We start from the raw sequence: 12,113 nt of genomic DNA on the forward strand, positions 1-12,113 counted from the left end.
TCTTGCCTGCGTCAGATCTTGCCGATCGGGAGCTTCTTCTCGGCCTGGAAGACGTCCTCCACGCGGCCCTTGGCCCAATAGCCGGACAGTGAAACCTGGCTGCGGTCCAGGCCGCGCTCGCCGAACAGCACCTCCCGCAGGCCCTTCATGTAGCCGCGCTCACCGTGCGCAAAAACATCCACCCGGCCGTCGGGCCAGTCGGCATTGCGCACCGCCTCCACCAGCAGGTCACCCTCGCCGGCGGGAACGCCGCCGCGCTGCAGCCAGACCAGCTCGAGCCCGGCCGGGGCGCTGATCGGCTGGACGTCCGCGCCGGAGTCCACCTCGAGAAAGGCCAGGCCCCTGGCATGCGCCGGAAGGGACTCGATGACGGCGGCCACGGCCGGCAATGCCGCCTCGTCAGCCGCCAGCAGATACCAGTCCGCCGCTGGATCGGGGTTGTAGCCGCCGCCGGGGCCCGTGAAGATGAGGCTGTCGCCGGGTTCGGCAGCGGCTGCCCAGGGGCCTGCCAGGCCTTCGTCGCCGTGGACGACGAAATCGATGGCCAGTTCTCCCGCGGCCGTATCCACCCAACGGACCGTGTAGGTCCGCGTGTGCGGCCACAGCTCCCGGGGCATGGTTTCCCGGATGGCCCAAAGGTCCACGGGCCGTGGGTAGTCCACTTCGGGCTGCGGAAAGACGATCTTGACGTACCGGTCCACGAAGTCATTGTTCACGTAATCAGCGAACCCGGCGCCGCCCGCGACAATCCGCACCATGTGAGCGGAAAGCTGCTCCCGGCGAAGCACAGTCAGGGTGACCTGCGGACGGGATTTTTTGGTGGCGGTGGTGTCGGCCGGGAGGGAGGTCATGGGGGTAAGCCTAGCCTAAGCTCCTTGGCCGGAGCTGAGGAGCGGGACGGCGGGGAGTTCCCAGTCCACGGGGTCGGCGCCCTGTTCTGTCAGCAGCGCGTTGGCGCGGCTGAACGGCCGGGAGCCGAAGAACCCGCGCGAGGCAGACAGCGGGCTGGGGTGGACGCTGGCCACCACAGGGGTGGTGCCCAGGAGGGGCCGTACGCTCTCGGCGTCCTTGCCCCAAAGCACTGCCACCAGCGGCGCGCTGGTTCCCTCCGCTGTCCGGCGGCCGACGACGGCGGTCACTGCCGCCGTCGTGATCGTTTCCCAGCCCTTGCCGCGGTGCGAGCCGGCGGCGCCCTCACGCACGCTGAGCGCCCGGTTCAGCAGCAGCACGCCCTGGTCCGCCCAGGCGCCGAGGTCACCGTGGATCCGCGGCGGCAGACCCAGGTCCGATGCAAGCTCCTTGTAGATGTTGGCCAGGCTGCGCGGGATGGGCCGGGTGCCGGCGTCCACGGAAAAGGCGAGCCCCACGGCGTGTCCTCTGGTGGGGTAGGGATCCTGGCCGACGATCAGGACCCGCACCCCGTTCAACGGCTGCCGGAATGCCCGGAGGACGTTCGACGCCGACGGCAGCACCCGCTGCCCGGCCGCCTCCTCGGCCGCCAGGAAAGTCAGCACGGACCTCAACTCGGCCTCCACCCCGGCAAGGGCGTCGGCCCAGTCGGGTGCCATAAGCTCGCCGAAGGGGAGCCCGGCCAGCTCCGCAAAGTCCGGGCCGGCCGCCGTTGCAGGTTCCAAATCGAAGAGCGGTTCAGGTTCCGTCACGGTGTCCATTCTCCCGTACAGCTGTCCGAAGCCTGCTGCCCTTCCCTTGGAACGGGCCGAGGGGTGCCGCCGTGGCGCAAATGACAACGCTGTTATTCCTCCGTAACATAGGGGAGGTACTTTGACCGGATTCAGCTAAGGAGAGCGCAGTGGCCGAGCCGTTGCAGGACCACCTCGCAGAGCGGGATCCAGGACGGGATCCAGAGCAGCACTCAGCGCTGGAGCACGGGCTGCGGGGCGGCTCACTGCTGGACGACTTCAAGCTCAGGGACTCGCCGCTGAGCGAGCGGGAGCAGCAGATTCTCGCTCTGGAGCGGCAGTGGTGGAAGTACGCCGGCGCCAAGGAACAGGCCATCCGGGAGCTCTTCGACCTGTCCGCGACGCACTACTATCAGATCCTCAACGCACTGATCGATACAGAGCACGCGCTGGCCCACGACCCCATGCTCGTGAAGAGATTGCGTAGACTACGTACGTCACGTCAGCGGGCCCGCACTGCACGCCGCCTTGGATCTGACGCGTAACTGCTAGTGCCGGACTGCCGGCGAAAACCAACAAGGACGCCTCTTCACCATGACTAATTTTGCTCGGGACGAATTCGACAGGGTGCCTGAGGTCTCCTCCCGGCAGGGCGTACACCGCGCTGCCTCCGCGCCGTCGCGCCCGAAGTTGTGGCCGATCCTTTCCGTGGGAATCGCGGCGCTCGCCGTCGGCCTGGTTGCTTTCCTCCTGCTGCCGCAGCTGGGGTTGCAGCCCGCCATCACGCCGCCGCCCGCCGCGGCGGCCGACACGTCAACGGCGCCGGCCAGCCCCACGGCGACGCCCTCTGCAAGTGCGACGCCCAGCGCCACCCCTTCGGCCTCGGCGTCCGCCTCCGAACCGGCTTCGCCCTCCGCGCTGGAGCCCGCCACCTCGGAGACCATTGCACCTGCAGCCGTGGACAAGTCGCAGCCGGTCGCCATTTTCAACGGAACGCTGACCTCCGGACTGGCCGGACGGGTAGGTGCCACGGTCAAGGCCGATGGCTGGGTTCTCGGTGAGGTGGCCAACTGGCAGGGCGCCCCGCAGCAGCAGTCGGTGATCTTCTACTCCGACGCTGCCCACCGTGCCAGCGCCGAGGCGCTCAGCGCGTTGCTGAACATCCCCACGCTGGTGGAGAGTGCGGACTTCCGCACGCCCGTTGCAGTGGTGCTGGGCCCCGGCTACCAGTAGCAATTCCGGTTACGCCTGAATAACTATTGCCTCCGCGCCGGGCCGCAGGCCTGCGCCTCAACGGGCCTGACTCGATAGAGTGATGGCAGGCTTCAAGGCGTAATTCACGGCACACGTCGACGTGGGCCTTGCGGAAGCAACCTGAAAGTGTGGGGATCATGGCATTGGGAACCGTGAAGTGGTTCAACGCGGAAAAGGGCTACGGCTTCATCACCGTTGACGAGTCAGGCGACGACGTTTTCGTGCACTGGTCCGCCATCGAGACCGACGGGTTCCGGGCGCTGGACGAAGGCCAGCGCGTGGAACTGGAAGTGGGCGAGGGCGAAAAAGGTCCGCAGGCCGAAAAGGTCCGGCCCGTCTAGTGGCACGCGCAGGTCTCAGGGTTCCTGCCGTCTGGGGCGCCGCCGGCTGGTGTGCCGCCGCTGCGCTGACACTCGGCGCCTGCTCCGGGTCCGGGGACAACGCCCGGACTGCTCCGGTTGAAGCCAGCGGCGACGGGACCCTGCGGATCGGGCTGGTCCTCGACAACACCGGGCCGCAGTCCTTCCTGAACGCCGCCCAGCTGGCCGCCGCCAAGCTCGCCGTCCAGGAGATCAACGCTGCTGGCGGGCACAAGGGCCGGCCCGTGGAGCTGCTGCCCCAAACCACCGGGGGCGACACCGCTGCCCAGGCCCGGAAACTCGTTGATGCCAAAGCGGACGTCGTGATTGGTCCCACCGATTCCAGCCGGGCGCCCGCTGCCATCGACGTGCTGTCCAAAGCCAGGATTACGCTCATCTCTCCCGCCAACACGGCTCCGGAACTCAGCAGTTACAAGAGCGGGGGCTACTACTTCCGCACGGCGGCGGCTGACATCGCACAGGCTCCCGTTCTGGTGAAACTCGCCCGGGATGCCGGTGCAAAAAGCCTTGCGGTGGTCTACGAGGACGGCACCTACGGCCAGGCCGTGTCTGCAGCAGTGTCCGCCTCTGCCAAGGCCAGCGGGCTGGACCCCGTCACCGTCTCCGGCTTCAAGGCGGGCGAGGCGCAGCAGTCAGCTGCCGCCGCCCGCGACGCGGCGCCGGACGCCGTCGTCGTTCTGGCCAGGGACGGTGCGCAGGGAGCCATCGCCGAGCTCACCAACGCCGGAGTGCCTGGAAACAAACTCATTTTGGGCGACGCCGCCTTCAGGCAGTACGGGTCCGCACTCGGATCAAAGTCGCTGGAGGGGGCCCGCGCCCTGGTGCCCGGAGTCTTCCCCTCGGCGCACTTCCAGGCTGAACTCGTGGCCATCGATGGGGGACTCAAGGATACGACGTTCGCGGCCGAGACTTATGATGCGGTGAATCTTGCGGCCCTGGCCGCTGCTGTGGCGGAGGACGACGCCGGTACCTCCATCGCCGGTACGCTGATCTTTGTCTCCGGCGGCACTTCGGGCAGCCGGGCGTCCGCCTCGCCATCAGGCCAGCCGGCCGTCTGCCCGACATACAAGGACTGCCTCGCCGCCATCCGGGACGGGAAGGCCATCGACTACGACGGCGAATCTGGCCCCGTCCGCTTCGATGCGAACGGCGACGTCACTGCCGCCAGGTACATGGTGTTCACGTACGGGGCCGACAACAAAGCCAAGCTCACGGGAAGTGAGGCCGCCGGCAGGTCTGCCGGCTGACCGCTGGTTGATCGCTGGCAGCGAATACTCTCCGCGTTCGCGGGATTTACAAGCACATCTGCTTGCACTCTCCCCGGGGGAGTGCTAATTATTGATTAGCACTCCAGCGTGCCGACTGCTAAAGGGTTGACCGGTTCCGGCCGGCGCACCCCCGGCACCGGCGCAAGGAGCGAAAGAAACACCTGGTTGGGGTGAGATCCGGACCGTTGGGCGTACATAGGCCTGCGGAAAAGATCGTCCGTCGCGGGCACCGCAGCGAGGTTCCTTCTTAACGACTGTCCCGAAAGGACTACTGCCGTTATGGCCAAGATCATTGCATTTGATGAAGAGGCACGCCGCGGTCTTGAGCGGGGCCTGAACACCCTCGCCGACGCCGTCCGGGTCACCCTCGGCCCGCGTGGCCGCAACGTCGTCCTCGAAAAGAAGTGGGGCGCCCCCACGATCACCAACGATGGTGTTTCCATCGCCAAGGAGATCGAGCTGGACGATCCCTACGAGAAGATCGGCGCCGAGCTGGTCAAGGAAGTTGCCAAGAAGACGGATGACGTCGCTGGCGACGGCACCACGACGGCCACCGTCCTGGCCCAGGCACTGGTCAAGGAAGGCCTGCGCAACGTCGCGGCCGGCGCTGACCCGCTGTCCCTCAAGCGCGGCATCGAGAAGGCTGTTGAAGCCGTCACCGCCGAGCTGCTGAACTCCGCCAAGGAAATCGAAACCAAGGAAGAGATCGCCGCCACGGCTTCCATCTCCGCCGGTGACGACGAAATCGGCGCCCTGATCGCCGAAGCCCTGGACAAGGTGGGCAAGGAAGGCGTCATCACGGTCGAGGAGTCCAACACCTTCGGCCTCGAGCTGGAGCTCACCGAAGGCATGCGCTTCGACAAGGGCTACATCTCCGCTTACTTCGTCACGGACACCGAGCGCCAGGAAACGGTCCTCGAAGACCCGTACATCCTGATCGTCAACTCCAAGATCTCCAACGTCAAGGAACTGGTTGCTGTCCTCGAGAAGGTCATGCAGTCCAACAAGCCGCTGCTGATCATTGCCGAAGACATCGAGGGCGAGGCTCTGGCCACCCTGATCGTCAACAAGATCCGCGGCACCTTCAAGTCCGTCGCCGTCAAGGCTCCGGGCTTCGGTGACCGCCGCAAGGCGCAGCTGGCCGACATCGCCATCCTCACCGGTGGACAGGTCATCGCCGAGGAAGTCGGCCTCAAGCTTGAGACCGCCGGCCTCGAGCTCCTGGGCAAGGCACGCAAGGTTGTCGTGACCAAGGACGAGACCACCATCGTCGAAGGTGCAGGCGACGCCGACCAGATCGCCGGCCGCGTTTCCCAGATCCGCGCCGAGATCGAAAACTCCGACTCCGACTACGACCGCGAGAAGCTGCAGGAGCGCCTGGCCAAGCTGGCCGGCGGCGTTGCAGTCATCAAGGCCGGTGCCGCCACGGAGGTTGAGCTCAAGGAGCGCAAGCACCGCATTGAGGACGCTGTCCGCAACGCCAAGGCTGCCGTCGAAGAGGGCATCGTTGCCGGTGGTGGCGTGGCCCTGATCCAGGCCGGCGCCAAGGCATTCGCCAACCTGCAGCTCCAGGGCGACGAAGCAACCGGTGCGAACATCGTCCGCGTTGCCATCGACGCCCCGCTGAAGCAGATCGCCTACAACGCAGGCCTCGAGCCCGGCGTTGTGGTGGACAAGGTCCGCGGCCTGCCTGCCGGCCACGGCCTGAACGCAGCAACCGGCGAATACGTCGACCTGCTGGCCGCCGGCATCAACGACCCGGTCAAGGTAACCCGCTCTGCCCTGCAGAACGCGGCTTCCATTGCCGGCCTGTTCCTCACCACCGAGGCAGTCGTAGCCGACAAGCCGGAGAAGAACGCTCCCGCCATGGGCGGCGGCGACGAGATGGGTGGCATGGGCGGCTTCTAGCCTCCCCGCTGCTCCCAGCTGGCTAACGAGTGCGGCCCCCTCCACGGAGGGGGCCGCACTTTTTTGTCTGCGCATTTTGTCCGTGCATCTTTGTCCGTGCAGTCTGGCAGGATGGTTCGGTGACGATTACTGCAGCAGCCGACGGTTCGGCTTTGGGAAACCCGGGTCCCGCGGGGTGGGCCTGGTACGTGAACGACGACTGCTGGCGGGCCGGCGGCTGGCCGCACGGAACCAACAACCAGGGTGAGCTGATGGCCGTCCTGGACCTCTTCCGCTCCACAGCACACCTCCCGGACGAGGACCTGCACATACTTTGCGACAGCCAGTACGTGATCAATTCCGTGACGAAGTGGATGCCGGGATGGAAGCGCAAAGGGTGGCGCAAAGCGGACGGCAAACCCGTGCTGAACGTGGACATCCTCAAGGACATCGACCGGGAGCTCGCCGGGCGGAAGTACAGGTTCGAATGGGTCAAGGGCCACGCTGGGCACGAGCTGAACGAAGCCGCCGACGAACGCGCCCGGGCCGTGGCAATTGCCTACCAGCAGGGCGTCGCCGCCCGGTCAGGCCCGGGGTTTCCCGACGCCGAACCGGCAGCGGCCCGGCGGGCCGTCAAGGAGGGCCGGGGCGAGGGCGGTATCCCTTCACTGTTTGAGTCCGAAACACCGGCCCGCCGCGCGGAAGCCGGCGCTCCCTCCCGTGCGGAAGCCGGCATTAGGGTTCGCCCGGAGCCCGCCGCCCCGGCGCTTTTCGGATCCGACGAGCCTGACCTCTTCAGCGAACTGGGCGCCGACGAACTTGGCGTCGATGCGTTCGCGGAAGCCCCGGAGGGCGCCACGCCCGAAGAAACGGTCGAGGCCCTGGAACGCGAACTCCTCCGCCCGGATGTCCGCAGCGACATCGGGCGGACGGGTCAGCTCCTGCACCCTGACTTCACCGAAATCGGGACAGCCGGACGCCTCTGGACGCGCGACGCCATGATGATGTCACTCGAGGAAAGCCCGGCTGGTCCTGTTGATCTGGACGTGCTCAGTGCGGACCGGATCGGCACGGACACGGTCCTGCTGACCTACCGCAGCTACTCCCGCGCCGGCTCAGCCCTGCGAAGCTCCCTGTGGGTCCTGGACGGCGAACAGTGGCGCCTGCGGTTCCACCAGGGCACGCCAGAAGCCTGAGGGCCCAAAGCGCTGAGTTGCCGGAAGCCGGAGTTGCCCCGAAGCCTGAGCCCGGCCGCGGGTGACTAACCGTAGGCGTCAGCTGAAGCGCTGCGCGTTGCCCTGCTCCGCCTGCGCATAGGTGTCCGCAGCCGATGACAAGGCCAGGTTGATGGAGGCGAGGGAGGCCTCGACCTTGCCCTGGGTCAGCGTCCACTCGGCAACGAGCGCCTGGAAGTTGGTGGCAGCCGAGCCGCGCCACGTGGCCTGCAGTTCATCCAGCCCGTGCTTCATCGCCTGGACGTCGGCGCTGATCCGGTCAACGGTCGCCTTGACGTTGGCTGATTTCACCTGCAGTAGGTCGGTATCGACGGAAATGATGCTCATGACGGGCCTCTCGACATCCTGGGGGACTGCCCCAGCAGGACAGTCGCAATGGCTGGCGGACCGGCCATTCCGGTCCGCTACATCGAGCCTAGGAACCCGACGGCAGGCGGTGCCACAACGCGCTCCGCTATGTGGATAAACGGTTCCCGCCGGCAACCCGCTTCCCGGCGGCAGCGCCGTCTCCGGCCATACTGTCGTCCGAGAACGTCCCGATCCTGTCCGCTTCGATGCCGTCCTCGCGGGGGGAGTCCTCCCGGAGCGGGAGGCTGACCACGAGTGTCGCGCCTCCGCCGTCGGTACCATTCACCCGGACGGAGCCGCCGTGCGAGCCGATGATGGCGGCCACGATCGCCAGGCCGAGGCCGCTGCCGCCCGTATCCCGGGTACGGGAGGTATCGGCCCGGTAGAAGCGCTCGAAGACCTTGGTGGCTTCGGTGTCGGAGATTCCGGGCCCGTGGTCCCGGACCTCGAGGACCGCCTGGGCTGAACCGGAGCCGCCCTGCCGGACGCCCACCGCGATTTCGATGGGTGTTCCCTCCGGCGTGTAGCGCAGCGCGTTGCCCACGAGATTGCCGATGACCTGGCGGAGCTTCGCTTCATCTCCCAGCACCGGTGCCGGCCCGGCGCTTCCGCCGTGGAGGCCCGTCAGAGTGATGGCCCGCGTCCGGGCACTGGCCTGCGTGTCAACCACGGCGTCATGCGCGAGCAGTTGCAGGTCGATGGGCTTGCGCTGCAGCGGACGCTGCTCATCGAGGCGTGCCAGCAGCAGCAGGTCCTCCACCATGGACCCCATCCGTTTGGCCTCACTCTCGATCCGGCCCATGGCATTGGCCACGTCCTCGGAGGACTGCAAGGCGCCGTGCCGGTACAGCTCCGAGTAACCCCGGATCGTCACTAGCGGGGTGCGCAGCTCGTGCGAGGCGTCGGCGGCGAACCGGCGCATCCGGTCCTCGGAGGCCATCCGTGCCGCGAACGCTGCCTCGATGTGGGCGAGCATGGCGTTCAGTGACTGGCCCAGGCGGCCGACCTCCGTCGTCGGATTCTCCACGTCGACGCGGCGGGACAGGTCACCGGCGGCGATGGCCGCAGCGGTCTTTTCCACCCTGGCCAGCGGCCGGAAGGACCGGGTCACTGTCCAGTTGGCGATGAAGAAAGCCAGGATAAGGGCCAACAGCCCCGCGCCCACCACAACCAGGGTGGCATGGCGCAGTACCTCATCCACGGACGAAAGCGGCAGCCCGATGACCAGCACTGACCTCTGCTGGTTGCTGTCCACGATGCTGACCGCTACCACCCGCCAGTTCGCCCCGTCCTTGCCGCGGACCTGGTACGGCTCCAGCCCGCGATCGCGGGCCTCGTCCACGGAAATGGTATCGATGGCCGGACGGTGGAGTTCCGTGCCGCCCAGCCGCCGGCCCTGGGCGCCCGGATAGTACACCACCACGGAGTAGTCCGTGGGAACGACGGGGTTTGGCACGAGAAGCTGGCTGAAGGACCGTTGTTCCTGGATGGATTCGACGGCGGCCCCGAGCTTGTCGTCCACCTGGCCCTCGAGGTACGTGCGCAGCAGTGTCAGGGTGCCGGCGCCGGTCACCGCCAGGGCCACCAGCAGGAGTGCCATCATGATGGCCACCAGCTGGGACCGGAGGTTGGCGGACTTCCAGCGGTCCAGCGCTGACTTCCATCGTTCCAGCAAGGTCAGCGCTTTTCTGCTGTCCGCAGCACGTACCCGACGCCGCGCTTGGTCTGGATGAGGGCCGGGGCGTCGGGATCGATGTCCACCTTGCGCCGCAGGTAGGAAATGTAGGACTCCACGATGGAGGCGTCGCCGTTGAAGTCGTATTCCCAGACGTGGTCCAGGATCTGTGCCTTGGAAAGGACCCGGTTCGGGTTGAGCATCAGGTACCGCAGCAGCTTGAACTCGGTGGGGGACAGCTCGATCACTTTGCCGCCGCGGCGCACTTCGTGGGCGTCGTCGTCGAGCTCCAGGTCATCCACCCGGATGACGGCCTCGTCATCCTCCAGCATCGGCTGCGTCCTGCGGAGCACGGCACGGATGCGGGCCACCACCTCATCAAGGCTGAAGGGCTTGGTGACGTAGTCGTCCCCGCCCACCGTCAGCCCGGTGACCTTGTCCTCGGTGTCATCCTTGGCGGTCAGGAACAGGACAGGGAAATGCTTGCCCGCCGCACGCAGCCGGCGGGTGACGGTGAAGCCGTCCATGTCCGGAAGCATGACGTCCAGCACCGCGAGGTCGGGTGCGTGCGCCTCAACGGCAGCCAGCGCCTCCCGCCCGTTCCCCGCGGACACCACTTCGAAGCCGGCGAAGCGCAAGGAAGTGGAGAGCAGCTCGCGGATGTTCGGTTCGTCATCAACCACGAGGAGCTTCGCTTCGGCGCTGTTCTTTTTCATATTCCCATGATGCTCCCAGAATCTGGGAGTTTTCTGGATGAATGTTGTGTGTTGGTTGGGTCAGCAGGATTCGACGTCCTTGGCGTCCATGATGCGGTAGGCGTAGCCCTGCTCGGCCAGGAAACGCTGGCGCTTGGCCGCGAAATCCTGGTCCAGGGTGTCGCGGGCAACGAGGGAGTAGAACCGGGCCGCGCGTCCGTCCTGCTTGGGCCGCAGCAGTCGGCCGAGCCGCTGGGCCTCCTCCTGGCGCGAACCGAAGGAGCCGGAAACCTGGATGGCCACCGAGGCCTCGGGCAGGTCGATGGAAAAGTTGGCCACTTTGGACACCACTAGGGTCTGGACTTCCCCGGCGCGGAAGGCGTCAAAGAGCTTCTGGCGGGCCTTGACCGGGGTTTCGCCCTTGATGACCGGGGCATCCAGCCGCTCGCCGAGCTCGTCGAGCTGGTCGATGTACTGCCCGATTACCAGGACCTGCTCGCCGCGGTGGTGCGCCACCAGCTGTTCGGCCACGAGGGTCTTCGTCTCGGACGTGGCGCACAGCCGGTACTTGTCCGCATCCTCGGCCATGGCATACGCCACGCGCTCGTCCTTGGGAAGATCCACGCGGACCTCCACGCAGTCCGCGGGGGCGATGTAGCCCTGGGCCTCGATGTCCTTCCATGGTGCGTCATAGCGCTTGGGGCCGATGAGGCTGAAAACCTCACCCTCCCGGCCGTCTTCACGCACCAGCGTCGCCGTCAGGCCGAGCCGCCGCCGGGCCTGCAGGTCCGCCGTCATCCGGAAGATCGGGGCCGGCAGCAGGTGGACCTCGTCGTAGATGATCAGGCCCCAGTCGTGGCCGTCGACGAGCTCCAGGTGCGGGTAGAGGCCGCCTCGCTTGGTGGTGAGGACCTGGTACGTTGCGATGGTCACCGGGCGGACTTCCTTGACGGCGCCCGAGTACTCGCCGATCTCATCCTCCGTCAGCGAGGTCCGCCTGAGCAGTTCGTCCTTCCACTGCCGTGCCGAGACGGTGTTGGTGACGAGGATCAGCGTCGTGGTGGAGCTGGTGGCCATCGCCGCGGCGCCCACAAGCGTCTTGCCCGCACCGCAGGGAAGCACGACGACGCCGCTGCCGCCGGCCCAGAAGTTCTCCGTGGCCAGCCGCTGGTACGGCCGCAGCGTCCAGCCCGACTCGTTCAGCATGATGGGGTGCGGGGCCCCGTCGACGTAGCCCGCCAGGTCCTCCGCGGGCCAGCCGATCTTCAGTAGCAGCTGCTTCAGCTGGCCGCGCTGGGAGGAATGGACCACCACTGTCTCGGCGTCGATGCGCGGGCCCAGCAGCGGCTGGATCTTCTTGGCCCTGCTGACCTCCTCGAGCACCGGGTAGTCGCTGGTCCGCATGACCAGGCCGTGCTGGGGGTCCTTCTCCAGCCGCAACCGGCCGTAGCGGGACATGGTTTCTTCGATGTCGATCAGCAGCGAGTGCGGCACGGGGAACCGGGAATACTTCAGCAGCGTATCCAGCACCTTCTCGGCGTCGAGCCCTGCTGCCCGGGCGTTCCACAGCCCCAGCGGCGTGAGCCGGTAGCTGTGCATGTGCTCGGGTGCGCGCTCCAGTTCGGCGAAGGCCGCGATGGCGTGCCGGGCCTCCGTCGCCTGCTCGTGGTCCACTTCGAGGAGGATGGTCTTGTCGCTCTGGACAATCAGGGGGCCGTCATTCACGCAGGT

12 protein-coding genes are annotated in these 12,113 nt (G+C 66.9%); 6 read left to right on the forward strand and 6 right to left on the reverse strand.

Going from position 1 to position 12,113, the window contains the following annotated elements:
• Nucleotides 1-11: 11 nt before the first annotated feature.
• Nucleotides 12-851 (reverse strand): siderophore-interacting protein, encoded by an 840-nt coding sequence (locus ACHMXB_RS00170; RefSeq protein ID WP_395401704.1) that lies wholly within the window; start codon nucleotides 849-851, stop codon nucleotides 12-14.
• Nucleotides 852-866: 15 nt separating this feature from the next.
• Complete coding sequence (locus ACHMXB_RS00175; protein ID WP_395405033.1) at nucleotides 867-1,670, reverse strand: uracil-DNA glycosylase; 804 nt, start codon at nucleotides 1,668-1,670, stop codon at nucleotides 867-869.
• A gap of 140 nt (nucleotides 1,671-1,810) precedes the next feature.
• On the opposite strand from ACHMXB_RS00175, the gene ACHMXB_RS00180 reads away from it, so the two are divergent.
• The 6 genes from ACHMXB_RS00180 to ACHMXB_RS00205 all read left to right on the forward strand — a co-directional run bounded on the left by ACHMXB_RS00180 (nucleotide 1,811) and on the right by ACHMXB_RS00205 (nucleotide 7,625).
• Complete coding sequence (locus ACHMXB_RS00180; protein ID WP_395401706.1) at nucleotides 1,811-2,185, forward strand: DUF3263 domain-containing protein; 375 nt, start codon at nucleotides 1,811-1,813, stop codon at nucleotides 2,183-2,185.
• A 49-nt stretch (nucleotides 2,186-2,234) separates the two neighbouring features.
• Nucleotides 2,235-2,873 (forward strand): LytR C-terminal domain-containing protein, encoded by a 639-nt coding sequence (locus ACHMXB_RS00185; protein WP_395401708.1) that lies wholly within the window; start codon nucleotides 2,235-2,237, stop codon nucleotides 2,871-2,873.
• Between the two features lie 158 nt (nucleotides 2,874-3,031).
• Nucleotides 3,032-3,235: a cold-shock protein gene (locus tag ACHMXB_RS00190; RefSeq protein ID WP_395401710.1), complete on the forward strand. Its 204-nt coding sequence runs from the start codon at nucleotides 3,032-3,034 to the stop codon at nucleotides 3,233-3,235.
• On the forward strand, nucleotides 3,235-4,521 hold the full coding sequence (locus tag ACHMXB_RS00195) for an ABC transporter substrate-binding protein (protein WP_395401712.1): 1,287 nt from the start codon (nucleotides 3,235-3,237) through the stop codon (nucleotides 4,519-4,521). The genes ACHMXB_RS00190 and ACHMXB_RS00195 overlap by 1 nt, the downstream gene beginning before the upstream one ends.
• 300 nt (nucleotides 4,522-4,821) lie before the next feature.
• Nucleotides 4,822-6,450 carry a chaperonin GroEL gene (gene groL, locus ACHMXB_RS00200; RefSeq protein ID WP_395401714.1) on the forward strand — a complete coding sequence of 543 codons (1,629 nt, stop codon included), beginning with the start codon at nucleotides 4,822-4,824 and terminating at the stop codon, nucleotides 6,448-6,450.
• A 119-nt stretch (nucleotides 6,451-6,569) separates the two neighbouring features.
• Complete coding sequence (locus ACHMXB_RS00205) at nucleotides 6,570-7,625, forward strand: RNase H family protein (protein ID WP_395401716.1); 1,056 nt, start codon at nucleotides 6,570-6,572, stop codon at nucleotides 7,623-7,625.
• Between the two features lie 78 nt (nucleotides 7,626-7,703).
• Here the strand turns inward: ACHMXB_RS00205 and ACHMXB_RS00210 are convergent, their stop codons facing one another.
• From ACHMXB_RS00210 to ACHMXB_RS00225, 4 genes are all read right to left on the reverse strand, one after another.
• Nucleotides 7,704-7,991, reverse strand: coding sequence for a WXG100 family type VII secretion target (locus ACHMXB_RS00210; protein ID WP_111902971.1), 288 nt, complete (start codon nucleotides 7,989-7,991; stop codon nucleotides 7,704-7,706).
• A 127-nt stretch (nucleotides 7,992-8,118) separates the two neighbouring features.
• Nucleotides 8,119-9,615 (reverse strand): sensor histidine kinase, encoded by a 1,497-nt coding sequence (locus tag ACHMXB_RS00215; RefSeq protein ID WP_395405035.1) that lies wholly within the window; start codon nucleotides 9,613-9,615, stop codon nucleotides 8,119-8,121.
• 74 nt (nucleotides 9,616-9,689) lie between these two features.
• Nucleotides 9,690-10,403: a response regulator transcription factor gene (locus tag ACHMXB_RS00220; RefSeq protein WP_043419482.1), complete on the reverse strand. Its 714-nt coding sequence runs from the start codon at nucleotides 10,401-10,403 to the stop codon at nucleotides 9,690-9,692.
• A gap of 60 nt (nucleotides 10,404-10,463) precedes the next feature.
• On the reverse strand, nucleotides 10,464-12,107 hold the full coding sequence (locus ACHMXB_RS00225) for a DNA repair helicase XPB (protein ID WP_395401719.1): 1,644 nt from the start codon (nucleotides 12,105-12,107) through the stop codon (nucleotides 10,464-10,466).
• Between the last annotated feature and the right edge of the window lie 6 nt (nucleotides 12,108-12,113).

It is taken from the genome of Arthrobacter sp. UC242_113 (assembly GCF_044054585.1).
Classification (GTDB): Bacteria; Actinomycetota; Actinomycetes; order Actinomycetales; family Micrococcaceae; genus Arthrobacter.

What these genes read in the sequence shown, in the direction of transcription:
- ACHMXB_RS00170 (WP_395401704.1), bottom strand. Translation starts at nt 851, where the DNA reads ATGACCTCCCTCCCGGCCGACACCACCGCCACCAAAAAATCCCGTCCG.
- ACHMXB_RS00175 (WP_395405033.1), bottom strand. Translation starts at nt 1,670, where the DNA reads ATGGACACCGTGACGGAACCTGAACCGCTCTTCGATTTGGAACCTGCA.
- ACHMXB_RS00185 (WP_395401708.1), top strand. Translation starts at nt 2,235, where the DNA reads ATGACTAATTTTGCTCGGGACGAATTCGACAGGGTGCCTGAGGTCTCC.
- ACHMXB_RS00190 (WP_395401710.1), top strand. Translation starts at nt 3,032, where the DNA reads ATGGCATTGGGAACCGTGAAGTGGTTCAACGCGGAAAAGGGCTACGGC.
- groL (WP_395401714.1), top strand. Translation starts at nt 4,822, where the DNA reads ATGGCCAAGATCATTGCATTTGATGAAGAGGCACGCCGCGGTCTTGAG.
- ACHMXB_RS00210 (WP_111902971.1), bottom strand. Translation starts at nt 7,991, where the DNA reads ATGAGCATCATTTCCGTCGATACCGACCTACTGCAGGTGAAATCAGCC.
- ACHMXB_RS00215 (WP_395405035.1), bottom strand. Translation starts at nt 9,615, where the DNA reads ATGATGGCACTCCTGCTGGTGGCCCTGGCGGTGACCGGCGCCGGCACC.
- ACHMXB_RS00220 (WP_043419482.1), bottom strand. Translation starts at nt 10,403, where the DNA reads ATGAAAAAGAACAGCGCCGAAGCGAAGCTCCTCGTGGTTGATGACGAA.